We start from the raw sequence: 13,429 nt of genomic DNA on the forward strand, positions 1-13,429 counted from the left end.
GGGTGAACCCGGCCCGGCCCAGGGTGCGGGCGCGGGTGGGGTTCGGCGCGTCGACACCCATGGTCAGCAAGGTTACCCAGCCCCTGCCGCCGGCCGGGAGAGGCCGGGCAGAATCGGGCGGGCCCGGCGGGAAGCTTCTCCTCCGCCCCGGCGTTGTCCAGGGCGTCGGGGGGCGGATACTTAAAGTAATGTCGAGCTTTCGGGTAGTGGGTGGAGGGCGATGTGGACAACACGTGGTCGTTGCTGAGCTCGGCGATGCGCAGCGCGAACGCGCCGCGGGGGCTGGCGGCCGGGACGGTGAAGAGGGTCGCGCGGTTCGCCCGCCCGTACTGGGCGAGCCTGGCGGTGTTCCTGGTACTGACGGTGATCTCCGCGGTGATCGCGGTGACGACCCCGCTGCTGGCCGGGAAGGTGGTCGACGCGATCATCGCCGGGCACGAGGCGGGCCTGGTGATCGGGCTGGCCGTGGTGGTCGCCCTGCTCGCCGTCGCCGACGCGGGACTCGGCCTGGCCGAGCGCTGGCAGTCCGCCCGGATCGGGGAGGGGCTCATCCTGGACCTGCGGCGCGCGGTGTTCGAACACGTGCAGCGGATGCCCGTGGCGTTCTTCACCCGCACCCGCACCGGCGCACTGGTGAGCAGGCTCAACAATGACGTGATCGGGGCGCAGCGCACGTTCACCGCGACGCTGTCCGGTCTGGTCACCAACGTGATCCAGCTGGTGCTCTCGCTCGCCGTGATGATGACGCTGTCCTGGCAGGTCACCGTGGTGGCCCTGGTGCTGCTGCCGGTGTTCGTGCTGCCCGCCCGCCGCATCGGGCGGCGCATGGCCGATCTGCAGCGCGAGTCCGCGCAGCTCAACGCCGGGATGACCACCCAGATGACCGAGCGCTTCTCGGCGCCGGGTGCCACCCTGGTCAAACTGTTCGGGCATCCGGAGACCGAGGTCGCGGAGTTCGGCCGCCGGGCAGGCCGCGTGCGTGACATCGGGGTGCGCACCGCGATGCTCACCCGGTGGTTCATGACCAGCCTGACCCTGGTCTCGGCGCTGGCACAGGCGCTCGTCTACGGCCTCGGCGGCTGGCTGGCGATCCGCGGGCAGCTCGCCCCGGGCACCGTGGTCGCGCTGGCCCTGCTGCTGACCCGGCTCTACAGCCCGCTGACCGCGCTGGCGAACGTGCGGGTGGACGTGATGACGGCGCTGGTGTCCTTCGAGCGGATCTTCGAGGTGCTCGATCTCAAGCCGATGATCACCGAGAAGCCGGACGCCGGGACGGTGCCCGGCGGGGGTGTCTCCGTCGAGTTCGCCGACGTGCGGTTCGGCTACCCCGCCGCGGACAGGTTCTCGCTGGCCTCGCTGGAGGAAGTGTCCACGTTGGACACCCGGGGTGGCGAGGAGGTGCTGCACGGCATCAGTTTCCGCGCCGAGCCTGGGCAGATGGTGGCGCTCGTGGGCTCCTCCGGCGCGGGCAAGTCCACGATCGCCTCGCTGCTGCCGAGGCTGTACGACGCCGACTCCGGCGCCATCCGCCTCGGCGGCGTGGACGTGCGCGACCTCAGCTTCGCGGCGATCCGCCAGACCGTCGGCGTGGTCACCCAGGACGGGCATCTGTTCCACGACACCATCCGGGCCAACCTCGAATACGCGCGGCCCGGCGTGAGCGACGAGGAAATCTGGGGCGCACTGGAGCAGGCCCGGCTCGACGAACTCGTGCGCAGCCTGCCCGACGGGCTCGACACGGTGGTGGGGGAGCGCGGGTACCGGCTCTCCGGCGGCGAGCGGCAGCGGCTGACCATCGCCCGCCTCCTGCTCGCGCAGCCGCGGGTGATCGTGCTGGACGAGGCCACCGCGCACCTGGACTCCGCCTCGGAGGTGGCGGTCGGCGAGGCGCTCACGCACGCGCTGACCGGCCGCACCGCACTGGTCATCGCGCACCGGCTGTCCACCGTGCGCGCGGCCGACCAGATCCTCGTGGTGGAGGCCGGCGAGATCGTCGAGCGCGGCACGCACGAGGAACTGCTCGCCGCGGACGGGCGCTACGCCGAGCTCTACCGGACGCAGTTCGACGACGAGCCCGCCGCCGCGGCGTGACCCGTCAGGCCAGGGCGGGGACGCGAGGGCGGTAGCGCGCCAGCAGGGCGGCGTTGGCCTCGTCGCCGCCGGGGACGTTCGAACTGCGCCACAACGGCACGGTGACGTTCCCGGCCTCCCCGGCCAGCGACACCAGTGCGGCCAGCAGCGAGTTCCACAGGAAGGCGTTCAGCACGGTCGACAACGCGGCCGTGCGCGGGTTGTCCGCGGGGAAGCTGGCGTCACCGGGACGGACACCGGTGTCGAGCACGATGCTCGCCGCGTCGATCAGGGTGCCCTCCGACCGCCGGGGCGCGGCGGCCACCGACGTGCGCGAGGTCACCGCGATCACCGGCGTACCGGCCTGGCGGGCGGCGCGCGCCAGCTCCACCGGATACGGGTTGACCCCGGAGTTGGAGAACACCACCAGCAGGTCGTCCGGGCCGGGCCCCCCGGCGGCGGCCAGCACCTGCGCCGCGAGCCCGGGGCGCCGTTCGGCGCCGGTACTGGCCTCGGCGCCGTGCAGTGGCAGCAGTTCCGGGTGGTAGAGCGGGTAGACGCAGGCCAGGCCGCCCGCGCGGTAGAAGGTCTCGGCCACCGCGGCCAGCGAATGACCCGCCCCGGCGGTGTAGACGAGCCCGTCCCGCGTCAGCGTGGTCAGCAGCAGCCCGGCCGCCTGGGAGACCGGCTCCTCGTTGCCCGTTGCGGCGTTCCGTATGGCCTCAGTCACCAGATCGACGATCACCTCGCCGACCTTATCGGGAAGAATCGTCCGGCGTGGGCGTTGCTCTTCGGTGTGATCCAGCGAAACCCGTCGTTGTCCTCGTGGCCCGCCCGCGGTCCGGTACGGGCGGTGGCCCTGGTGCTGCACGGCGGCGCCGAGGCGGGCCTGTCCGGAGTGAACCCCTGGAACACCGCGTACCTGCGGATGGTCCCCCTGGCCAAGGCGGTCCACCGGGCCGGGGCGGCGCACGGGGTGGAGGTGCGCCTGCTGCGCAACCGCGTCCGGGGCTGGAACGAGCCCGCACTGCACCCGGTGGTGGACGCGCGCTGGGCGCTGGCCCGGATCAGCCGGGAACGGCCCGAGGTGCCGGTCTTCCTGCTGGGCCACTCGATGGGCGGCCGGGTCGCGCTGCGCGTGGCCGACGACCCCGCCGTCACCGCGGTCTGCGCCCTGGCCCCCTGGACGCCCCCGGGTGAACCCGTGGAACCGGTCACCGGCCGCACGGTGGTGATCGCGCACGGCAGCCAGGACCGGATCACCCGCCCCGCCGAGTCCTACCGCTACGCGCAGCGGGCCCGGTACACGGCGGACAGGCTCGCCCGGTTCGAGCTGATGCTGGAGGGACACGCGATGCTCGCCCGGCCCGGCGCCTGGAACCGCCTGGTGTCCGAGTTCACCCTCGACGCGGCCGGGGTGCGGCAGGCCGGAGTCTGGGGGAAGCCGCCCGACCAGCGTCTGCGCCTGCGGCGCTAGGCGGGCGCAACCGGAGCGGGGAGCCGGACGTCCCCTTCACGACGGCTTGCGGTTCACTAGGGGCCGCGCAGGCCGGAGATCGGGGACGGGTGAGGGCAGCATGAGCTACGGTGGTGACTACGGCGGTTACCCTGGGCAACCGCGTCAGCAGCCACGAGGACCACGGCAGCACCAGGGCGCCCAGATGCTGCCGATCCCGGGGCGGGAAGCCCCGCCGCGACGGCAGGCGCCGCCCCGTCAGGCACCGCCACGCCCGGCCGGGCCGCCGCCCCAGGCACCCGGGGACGGACCGCCCGCCGCCCGGACTCCTCGCCGCGGCAAGCGGCGCTTCGGCCCGGGCAAGATCCTGCTCAGCCTGCTGCTGGTCTTCGTGCTGTTCATCGCCGGGGTGTGGATCTACCTGGAGACCTCGATCAACCGGGTGGACGCGATCAAGGACTACTCGGGGCGGCCCGCCGCGGCCTCGGGCACCAACTGGCTCATCGTCGGCTCCGACAGCCGGGACGGGCTGAGCCAGGAGCAGGAGGCGCGGCTGGCCACCGGCGACAGCGAGGCGGCGGGCGCGGGCACCCGCACCGACACCATCATGGTTGCGCACCTGCCGGACAACAGCACCAAGCCGACGCTGATCAGCCTGCCCCGCGACTCCCAGGTCGCCATTCCGGGGCACGGCAAGAGCAAGATCAACGCGGCGTTCTCGCTCGGCGGGCCCGCGCTGCTCGTCCAGACCGTGGAGCAGGCCACCGGTCTGCACATCGACCACTACGCCGAGATCGGCTTCGGCGGCTTCGCCAACATCGTGGACGCGATCGGCGGTGTCGACATGTGCATCGACAAGGAGATGCACGACGACTACACCAACATCAGCATCCCGGCGGGCTGCCAGAAGCTCGACGGCCCGCACGCGCTGGGCTTCGTGCGGATGCGGCACAGCGCCGCCACCCCGCGGTCGGACCTCGACCGGGTGGAGAACCAGCGCAAGTTCATCGGCGCGCTGGTCAGCCAGATCGCCACGCCCGGCACGCTGCTGAACCCGTTCGACTTCTTCCCGCTGCTCTCGGCCGCCCCCGGCGCGCTGACCATGGACTCCGGCGACCACCTGAACAACCTGGTGGGCCTGGCGTTCGCGCTGCGGGGGATCTCCGACGGCGGTGTGGTCACCACCACCGTGCCGGTGACCTCCGGATCGGCCGAGAACTGGGACAAGACCAAGTCGAAGCAGCTGTTCGACGCCCTGCGGGGCGACACCCCGGTGCCCGACAGCGCGATCATGAACTGACTCCTGGAAAACGCCCGCAAAATGCCGTGCGCGGGGGCGGGGTGGCAGGGCACGATCGGGGCATGGAGCCCTCGACGACGCTGACCGACGGTGAAGTACGGCTGCGGCGGTGGCGGGTGAAGGACGCCGTCGTGCTGCACCGCGCCGTCAACGAGTCCCTCGACCACCTCGCGCCATGGATGCCGTGGGCGGTCGAGGGGTACAACGAGGCGAACGCGATCGCCTATCTCCGGCGCTGCCAGGAACGCTGGCGCACCGGCGAGGCCTTCGACTACGCCGTGGTGGGCGCGGCGGACGCGATCCTCGGCTCGGCCAGCCTGATGGCGCGGCTCGCGCCGGGCGCACTGGAGATCGGGTACTGGATCGGCAAACCGCATACCGGGCGCGGCCTGGCCACCCGCGCCTCCGCGCTGCTCGCCGCCGAGGCGTTCCGGATCGGCGCCCGCTCCGTCGAGATCCACCACGACCAGGCCAACGTCCGCAGTGGGAAGATCCCCGAGCGGCTCGGCTTCACGCGGATCGGCACGGTCCCGCCGAAGCTGCCCGGCGGGACCGCGAGCACCGGGGTGCTCGTGGTGTGGCGCAAGACCGTGCCCAGCGCAGAGGAATGAACCCGGCGTTTCAGCCCGCGTATCGCTCGATGAGGTCGTCCACCTCGTCGCCGGTGGCCGAGTCGGTGACGAACGGGCCGCGCGCGGCGATGACGCCGTGCTCGCGCAGCAGTTCGGCCTGCGTGCTGGTGCGGACCCCGTCGGCGCCGACCCGCAGGTCCAGTTCCCGGGCCCGGGTGACCAGCTGATCCAGATGCCGCACCGCGGCCGCGCCGGGGTTGTCGCCGAGCGCGTCCACGACCGGGCCGGTGAGAATGATGTGCCGCACCTTCAGCCCCTGCCGGGGAATGAGCTCCAGATCGGCCGAACCGGTGACCGCGAGCACCATCTTCGCGCCGAGATCGGTCAGGACCGACAGCGACTCCAGAACCTCGCCGCGGGGATCGTGCAACGACGGCGAGTCGGTGCACAGCCGCAGCGCCCCGGCAGGCAACCGGTAGCGGTCCAGGAGCTCCTTGACCGCGCCCACCAGCTCCGGGTCGACCGCCAGCCGGCCGGGGAGCCGGATGCAGATGTCGGGCGCCGCCTCGCCGTGGCGCTCCCGCCAGCGGGCGGCGGCGGCCAGCGACTCGGTGAGCAGCCAGTGGCCCAGCTGGACCGTCATGCCGGTGATGTCGGCCAGCGGGTAGAACTCCTCGGAGCCGAGCTCGCCGAACTCGGGATGGTTCCAGTGCAGCCCGGCGTTGACCGCGGCCAGCCCGCCCGACGGGCCGAGCTTCACCATCGGCTGGTAGACCAGCTCGAAGTGGCCGTTTTCCAGCGCGCCGCCGATCTCGGCGCCCAGCCGGTAGCGCGCCCGGTCCCTGGCGTCGAGATCGGGGTCGAACAACATCCACTGGGCCTTGCCCGCCGCCTTGGCCCGGTGCAGGGCGAGCTCCGCGGCGCGCAGCAGGTCCTCCGGGCCGCCGTCGGCGACGTCGCGCACCACGATCCCGGCGCTGGCGCTCACGCCGATCCCGTGATCGTCGAGGTACATGGGCTCGCGCAGTTCGTCCAGGGCCCGCTGCACCTGGGTGACCACCTCCTGCGCGGTGAGCCTGCCGCGCAACAGCACGGCGAACCCGTCGCCGGAAAGCCGGGCGATCAGCGGATCGTGGCTGGTGAAGACCTCACGGAGGCGGCGGGCGATGCGGCGCAGCACCTTGTCGCCGACACCGGCGCCGAGCCCGTCGTTGATCACCTTGAACCCGTCGATGTCGAGGTAGACCAGGGCGATCTGGTCGCGGGCCGAGGGGCCGAGCGCGCCTTCGAGCAGCGTGTTGAACCGGGAGGCGTTGGACAGTCCGGTGAGCGGGTCGTGGATGCTCTGGTGGCGCAGGGTCTCCTGCAGCGAGTGCACCTCGTTCGCGTCCAGGACCATCAGCACCGGGTAGGCGGCGCCGGGCCGGTCGCCGGGCAGCACGGCGAGCGTGATGTCCGCCCAGGTGCCGACGTCGTCGGCGTGGGCGAGTCGCACCCGCTGCCGATAGGGTTCCGACCCGGCCTCGTCCACTTCGTCCAGGCCGTCGAGCAGGGCGTGGCGATCCTTGGCGCCGTAGCCGAGGCCGGCCAGGTCGCGCCCGCGCAGATCGTCGGTCTTGTAGCCGAGAAAGGCGCCGAGCGCGGCGTTGGCCTCGACGATCTCCCCGTTCGGGTCGGCGAGGGCGATCCCGGTGGGGGAGGCCGAGTACAACGCGGAGAACCGGCGCAACGCGGCGTCCCGCGCGGCCTCGGCCTGGGCGGCGGCATCACGCGCCACCCCGGCGACGAGTTCTTCGAGCTGCGCGCGGGAAAGCCGTCCCCCATCCGTGTCGGCCCACCGCGCTGTCCACCGCTGGACGACCTCCACCAGCCCTGGTGCGTCGCCAGGTTCCGGCACGCTTCCACCCCTTACCGAACGAACGATGTCCAGGTCAGCCGCGGTAAGGGGCGGTCGACCACCCCTCAGCGACTCCTGCCGACCCGGGTCATGTCACGGCACCATTTCGGGTCGAACCTGTCCATCGGCTGAATGAGTGGTGATCAGTATAGATGTGGTCACTGTTTGTGAACGATCCGGCTACCGCGGCGCAGCGGGGCGAGGCGCACCGGTAGCCCGTCCACGGGAACCGGCAGTGACACGTAGTCCCATCGCATCCGGTAGTCCCGCGGCACCGACCAGCGGTAGGCCCGGAGCATCTCGTGCAGCACCGCCTTGACCTCGTAGGTACCGAAATGCAGGCCGATGCACTTGTGCGCGCCGCCCCCGAAGGGCATCCAGGCATAGCGGTGCGACTTGTCCTCCCGGCGGCCTTCGGCGAACCGTTCCGGGTCGAACCGGCGCGGCTGGGTCCAGTGCCGGGGCGAGAAGTGGTTCGCGGTGGGCGAAACGCTCACCAGCGTGCCCGCCGGGATGTAGTGGCCGAGCACGTCGACGTCCTTGACCGCCTTGCGCGGCAGCGACGGCACCGGCGCGGTCAGCCGGAGCGACTCCTTGATCACCAGGTCCAGCGTGTGCAGCCCGTCCAGCGCGGCCAGATCCGGCGCCTCGTCGCCGAGCGCGAGCGATTCCTCGCGGGCCCGCTCCTGCCACTCCGGGTGCTTGGCCAGGTGGTAGGCCGCCGCGGTGCTGGTGATCGTGGTGGTGTCGTGCGCGGCCATCATCAGGAAGATCATGTGGTTGATGACGTCCTCGTCGCCGAACCGCTCGCCGTCGTCCCCCGTGGCAAGGCACAGCGCGGAGAACAGGTCGTCGCCCGGCGCCCGGCGTTTGGCCGGGAGGTTTTCCGCGAAATAGCGTTCGAGCAGCCTGCGGCCGTTCAGGCCCGCCGCCCACCGGCCGCCCGGGACGGGGAACCGTACCAGCGCGGTCGCCGCGCGCACCGAGTCGACGAAGGCCCGGTTGATCTGTTCGGCATTGCGGCCGCTGGGCATGTCCATGAACACCCGGGTCGCCACGTCCAGGGTGAGGCGCTTGAGCGCCCAGTACAACCGCGGTTTCGGCCGGGCACCCCAGTCCGCGATGCCCTGGCGCAGCACCGGCGCGAACTGCCGCGCGTACCCGGACAGCCGCTCGCGGGTGAACGCCTCCTGCATGATCCGCCGGTGCAACAGGTGTTCCTCGAAGTCCAGCAGCATCAGCCCGCGGTGGAAGAAGCGTTCGATGAAGAACTTCCAGCCCTCCTGCGAGAACGCCTTGTCCTTGTTGACCAGGGCTATCTGAGTGGCTTCCGGGCCTGCCAGCACCGCGATCCGCTGCCCGAACGCGCCCATCCACGACACCGGGCCGTAGGTTTCGTACCGGTGCAGCGCGAACTCCAGGCCGAACCGCATCGACTCCAGCGAGTGGCCGATCAGCGGGGCGCCGGCGTCGCCGAGGACGGGGGCAAGGCCGCTGCCGGGCGGCGGGGACGCCAGCTCCCGCACCGGCCAGCGCTGGTGGAGCAGCCGCCGGTCCACCGCCCTCGGCAGCGGAATCGCGGTCAGCGGTGGTACCCGCTCGCGGATCGTGCCGCTCACCCTGTCGATCGCACCGGTCACGATGCCTCCTCGCAACGTTTCCTGCCCCCCGACACTTTCCCGCATTCCACGCAGTGAGGGAAGTCCCCGGCGCCGCGGCGTGGGGGAGCCTCGGGTGGTGCAAGGAATGTTTGCTACGGATCCCCGGCCCGTCCATGGCCGTGAGGGGGCCCGGCAAAGTCGCGTGAGTGTTGGCCGTGAAGGGTCCCTTCACAGTCGATATGACTGTGAAGGGACCCTTCACGGCTTGCCCTCACGGCGCCGCCGCGGACCGGTCAATCCCAGTCGAGGGAGGCGCCCGACTGGTAGTCGACGACCCGGGTCTCGAAGAAGTTCTTCTCCTTCTTCAGATCCATCGCCTCCGACATCCAGGGGAACGGGTTCTCCTCCTCACCGAAGATCGGGGCCAGGCCGATCTGCTGCGCGCGCCGGTCGGTGATGAAACGCAGGTACTGCTCGCACAGCCCGGCCGACAGGCCCAGCATGCCGCGCGGCATCGTGTCCCGCGCGTAGGCCACCTCCAGTGCGCAGGCTTCGGTCAGCATCCCGCGCACCTCCTGCTGGAACTCCGGCGTCCACAGGTGGGGGTTCTCCAGCTTGATCTGGTTGATGCAGTCGATGCCGAAGTTCAGGTGGATCGACTCGTCCCGCAGGATGTACTGGTACTGCTCGGCGATGCCGACCATCTTGTTGCGGCGGCCCAGGGAAAGGATCTGGGCGAAGCCGGTGTAGAACCACATTCCTTCGAACACCACGTAGAAGGCGATCAGATCCCGCAGGAAGTTCTGGTCGGCCTCCGGCGTCCCGGTCCCGAAGTCCGGGTCTTCGAGGTTGCGCGTGTAGCGCAGCGCCCAGGCGTCCTTGTCGCTGATCGAGGGGACCTCGCGGTACATGTTGAACAGCTCGCCCTCGACCAGGCCGAGGCTTTCGCAGATGTACTGGAAGGTGTGGGTGTGCACGGCCTCCTCGAAGGCCTGCCGCAGCAGGTACTGGCGGCACTCCGGGTTGGTGATCTGCCGGTACACCGCCAGCACCAGGTTGTTCGCCACCAGCGACTCGGCGGTGGCGAAGAAGCCGAGGTTGCGCTTGACCATGCGGCGCTCGTCCTCGGTCAGCCCGTCCGCGGACTTCCACAGCGCGATGTCGGCCTGCATCGCCACCTCGGTCGGCATCCAGTGGTTGCTGCACGCGGAGAGGTACTTTTCCCACGCCCAGTGGTACTTCAGCGGCAGCAGCTGGTTCACGTCGGCACGGGCGTTGATCATCGCCTTGTCATCCACCGACACGCGGGCACCCGTGCGGTCGATCGAGCCGAGGCCGGAGGCGGCGGCGGTTGCGAGGTTGGTCATCGGTTTCCTTTACTGGCAGGCTTCGCAGTCGGGGTCGTCGATCCGGCAGGCCGCGGCCTCGGCGCCGAGCATCGCCAGCGGGCCGGGGATCGCCGAGGGGGAGACAGGCACGGTGTTGGTGCCTCCAGTGCCGGCGGGCACGGTGTTGGTGCCTCCAGTGCCGGCGGGCACGGCGTTGAGTTTGCCGTCGGTGCCCCGCAGCGTGCTCTTCTCCACGCTGGTCGCCGCCCGGGCTCGCAGGTAGTAGGTGGTCTTGAGGCCCTTGTGCCAGGCGTACCGGTACAGCTCGTCCAGTTTGCGGCCGCTGGGTGCGTCGATGTAGAGGTTGAGCGACTGGGCCTGGTCGATCCACTTCTGCCGTCGCGAGGCCGCGTCGACCAGCCACCGGCTCTCGATCTCGAAAGCCGTGGCGTACAGGCGCTTCAGATCCGCGGGCACCCGGTCGATCGCGCCGAGGCTGCCGTCGAAGTACTTCAGGTCCGAGACCATCATCTCGTCCCACAGCCCGCGCTCCTTCAGGCTGCGCACCAGATGCGGGTTGATCACGGTGAAGTCGCCGGACATGTTCGACTTGACGAACAGGTTCTGGAACAGCGGTTCGATGGACTGCCCGACCCCGCAGATGTTGGAGATCGTGGCCGTTGGCGCGATCGCCATCACGTTCGAGTTGCGCATCCCGGTGGTGCGCACCCGCTCCCGCAGCACATCCCAGTCCAAAGTAGACGTAAGGTCGACGTCGAGCGCGTCGCCCTGACGGGCGTCGGCGAGCAGGCGCAGCGAGTCGATCGGCAGGATTCCCCGGCTCCACAGGGATCCCTCGAACGAGGCGTAGCGTCCGCGCTCCGCCGCGAGGTCGACCGATGCGGAGATCGCGAAATAGCTGATGTGCTCCATGCTGCGGTCGGCGAACTCGACGGCCGCGTCGGAGGCCACCGGAACGCCCAGTTCGAACAGCGCGTCCTGGTATCCCATCAGGCCGAGACCGACCGGCCGGTGGCGCAGGTTCGACCGGCTCGCCTCGGGGATGGTGTAGAAGTTGATGTCGATCACGTTGTCGAGCATCCGCACGGCCGTCTTCACGGTGCGCTCCAGCCGCGCCACGTCCAGCCCCTCGGCGGTCACGTGCCGGGCGAGGTTGACGGAGCCGAGGTTGCAGACCGCGACCTCGTCGGCGCTGGTGTTGAGCGTGATCTCGGTGCACAGGTTCGACGAGTGCACTACGCCCACGTGCTGCTGGGGCGAACGCAGATTGCACGGATCCTTGAAGGTGATCCACGGGTGGCCCGTTTCGAACAGCATGGTCAGCATCCGCCGCCACAGTTCCACCGCGCGGACCCGGCGGAACACCCTGACCTCCCCGCGGTCGGCGGCGGCCTCGTAGGCGCGGTAGGCCTCGGCGAAGGCGTTGCCGTACAGCTCGTGCAGATCCGGCGTCTCGTCGGGGGAGAACAGCGTCCACTCCGCGTCGGCCTCCACCCGGCGCAGGAACTCGTCGGGCACCCAGTTCGCGGTGTTCATGTCGTGGGTGCGGCGCCGGTCATCCCCGGTGTTCTTGCGCAGGTCGAGGAATTCCTCGATGTCGATGTGCCAGGTCTCCAGGTACGCGCACGCGGCACCCTTGCGCTTGCCGCCCTGGTTCACCGCGACCGCGGTGTCGTTGGCGATCTTGAGGAACGGGACGACGCCCTGCGAGGCCCCGTTCGTGCCCTTGATGTGCGCGCCGAGGCCGCGCACCGGCGTCCAGTCGTTGCCCAGTCCGCCCGAGTACTTCGCGAGCAGCGCGTTGTTCTTGTAGGACTGGAAAATCGACGCCAGGTCGTCCTCGACCGTGGTCAGGAAGCAGGACGACAGCTGGGCCCGGGTGGTGCCGGAGTTGAACAGGGTCGGGGTGGAGGCCATGAACGCGAACGACGAGAGCAGCTCGTAGAACTCGATCGCCCGTCCTTCCCGGTCGTCCTCGCGGATCGCCAGTCCCATCGCGACCCGCATGAAGAAGGCCTGGGGGAGCTCGAACCGGGTGCCGCCGTGGTGCAGGAAGTAGCGGTCGTACAGCGTTTGCAGGCCCAGGAAGGTGAAATCCGGATCCCGTTCGGGACGCAGGGCCGCGGTGATCTTCCCGAGGTCGAAGGTGGCCAGCTCGGGGTCGACGAGTTCGAGTTCGATCGCCCGGTGCAGGTAGTCCCGGAAGTAGCCGGGGTAGGCGCCGGCCATCTCGTCCTGGCTCGCCTGGCGCGGAGTTGCGGCCAGGTAGCTCAGCGCCTCGCCGCGCAGCTTGTCCAGCAGCAGGCGCGCGGTGACGTACGAGTAGCCGGGTTCGGTCTCCACCAGAGTGCGGGCCGCCATGATCTGCGCGGTGGCCAGTTCCTCGGCGGCGATCCCGTCGTAGAGGTTGCGGCGGGTCTCGGCCAGCACCGGTTCGGCGGAGGCGCCCTCGATCCCGGCCACCGCTTCGCCGACCACGTGCGCCACGCGGGTCCAGTCCAGCGGCCGCAGGGTGCCGTCGGAATCCTTGACGCGCCAGGAGGTTTCCGGTTCGGCGGGCTGGGCGGAGCCGCGCTCCTCCCGGTAGAGCACGGAGGCGCGCGCCACGTCGTGGTGGCCGCCGCGCATCAGGGCCAGTTCCACCAGATCCTGGATCTGCTCGATCCGCACCACCGATTCGTCGTTCGCGTGCCGCGACAGCGAGTTCTCCACCTGGGCGGTCAGCTCGGCGACCAGGTGGTGCAGGCGGGACGAGGCGGTGGATTCGCCGTCTTCGAGGGCGAGGAAGGCCTTGGTCAGCGCGACCGAGATCTTGTTCGCGTCGAACGGGGACACGCTGCCATCCCGCCGGAGGACCCGCAGTGCGGTGCCCGCCGGCGGGCGAGTGGTCTTCACGGACATGCGTCACTCCAAAAAAGGGCACGGTGAATCGGCACGGCGGCTGGTGCCGGCGTGCTGGGGGGCAAGGCTGTACCGGGCGCCCAGCGATCACCCCGGGCCGGGCGCTTCCGATGATCAGAGACTACATGTAGGGGTGTCACCGTGCACGCACCCCAATATCCGGGCGTGTTGACCGGATGTGCTATCCCTTTCGCCAGTCATGGACCGCGCCGTGAAGGGGCCCCGACGTGGGACACAAGCGCGTGAGGGTGGGACACAACCGCAGGAGGGTGGGACACAAGCG

Annotated in this window: 9 protein-coding genes; 4 read left to right on the plus strand and 5 right to left on the minus strand. The window is 70.4% G+C overall.

The features are described 5' to 3' along the window. The first annotated feature begins 222 nt into the window (after positions 1 to 222). On the plus strand, positions 223 to 2,091 hold the full coding sequence (locus FNH05_RS17925) for an ABC transporter ATP-binding protein (RefSeq protein WP_144589848.1): 1,869 nt from the start codon (positions 223 to 225) through the stop codon (positions 2,089 to 2,091). A 4-nt stretch (positions 2,092 to 2,095) separates the two neighbouring features. On the opposite strand, the gene FNH05_RS17930 is transcribed toward FNH05_RS17925, so the two are convergent. Beyond that, positions 2,096 to 2,815, minus strand: coding sequence for an SIS domain-containing protein (locus FNH05_RS17930; protein ID WP_144589849.1), 720 nt, complete (start codon positions 2,813 to 2,815; stop codon positions 2,096 to 2,098). Between the two features lie 51 nt (positions 2,816 to 2,866). Here FNH05_RS17930 and FNH05_RS17935 point away from each other — a divergent pair, with 51 nt between their 5' ends. The 3 genes from FNH05_RS17935 to FNH05_RS17945 all read left to right on the plus strand — a co-directional run bounded on the left by FNH05_RS17935 (position 2,867) and on the right by FNH05_RS17945 (position 5,437). After that, entirely contained in the window at positions 2,867 to 3,547 is a 681-nt protein-coding gene (locus tag FNH05_RS17935) for an alpha/beta hydrolase (RefSeq protein WP_144589850.1), read from the plus strand. A gap of 100 nt (positions 3,548 to 3,647) precedes the next feature. Then, a complete protein-coding gene (locus FNH05_RS17940) occupies positions 3,648 to 4,826 on the plus strand; it encodes an LCP family protein (RefSeq protein WP_144589851.1) in 1,179 nt (392 codons plus the stop codon). Positions 4,827 to 4,888: 62 nt separating this feature from the next. Beyond that, on the plus strand, positions 4,889 to 5,437 hold the full coding sequence (locus FNH05_RS17945; protein WP_144589852.1) for a GNAT family N-acetyltransferase: 549 nt from the start codon (positions 4,889 to 4,891) through the stop codon (positions 5,435 to 5,437). Between the two features lie 10 nt (positions 5,438 to 5,447). On the opposite strand, the gene FNH05_RS17950 is transcribed toward FNH05_RS17945, so the two are convergent. The 4 genes from FNH05_RS17950 to FNH05_RS17965 form a co-directional block, all read right to left on the minus strand. Continuing rightward, a complete protein-coding gene (locus FNH05_RS17950; protein WP_246127804.1) occupies positions 5,448 to 7,295 on the minus strand; it encodes a putative bifunctional diguanylate cyclase/phosphodiesterase in 1,848 nt (615 codons plus the stop codon). Positions 7,296 to 7,453: 158 nt separating this feature from the next. Further along, positions 7,454 to 8,935, minus strand: a complete 1,482-nt coding sequence (locus FNH05_RS17955; RefSeq protein ID WP_246127805.1) for a cytochrome P450 — start codon at positions 8,933 to 8,935, stop codon at positions 7,454 to 7,456. A gap of 254 nt (positions 8,936 to 9,189) precedes the next feature. Further along, entirely contained in the window at positions 9,190 to 10,263 is a 1,074-nt protein-coding gene (locus FNH05_RS17960; protein WP_144589854.1) for a ribonucleotide-diphosphate reductase subunit beta, read from the minus strand. Positions 10,264 to 10,272: 9 nt separating this feature from the next. Continuing rightward, positions 10,273 to 13,146, minus strand: a complete 2,874-nt coding sequence (locus tag FNH05_RS17965) for a ribonucleoside-diphosphate reductase subunit alpha (RefSeq protein WP_144589855.1) — start codon at positions 13,144 to 13,146, stop codon at positions 10,273 to 10,275. Positions 13,147 to 13,429 lie beyond the last annotated feature (283 nt).

The organism is Amycolatopsis rhizosphaerae (genome assembly GCF_007713715.1).
GTDB lineage: Bacteria > Actinomycetota > Actinomycetes > Mycobacteriales > Pseudonocardiaceae > Amycolatopsis_E > Amycolatopsis_E rhizosphaerae.

Excerpts from the sequence above, each read along its gene's own strand:
- FNH05_RS17940 (WP_144589851.1), top strand. The coding sequence starts at position 3,648 with ATGAGCTACGGTGGTGACTACGGCGGTTACCCTGGGCAACCGCGTCAG.
- FNH05_RS17945 (WP_144589852.1), top strand. The coding sequence starts at position 4,889 with ATGGAGCCCTCGACGACGCTGACCGACGGTGAAGTACGGCTGCGGCGG.
- FNH05_RS17960 (WP_144589854.1), bottom strand. The coding sequence starts at position 10,263 with ATGACCAACCTCGCAACCGCCGCCGCCTCCGGCCTCGGCTCGATCGAC.
- FNH05_RS17965 (WP_144589855.1), bottom strand. The coding sequence starts at position 13,146 with ATGTCCGTGAAGACCACTCGCCCGCCGGCGGGCACCGCACTGCGGGTC.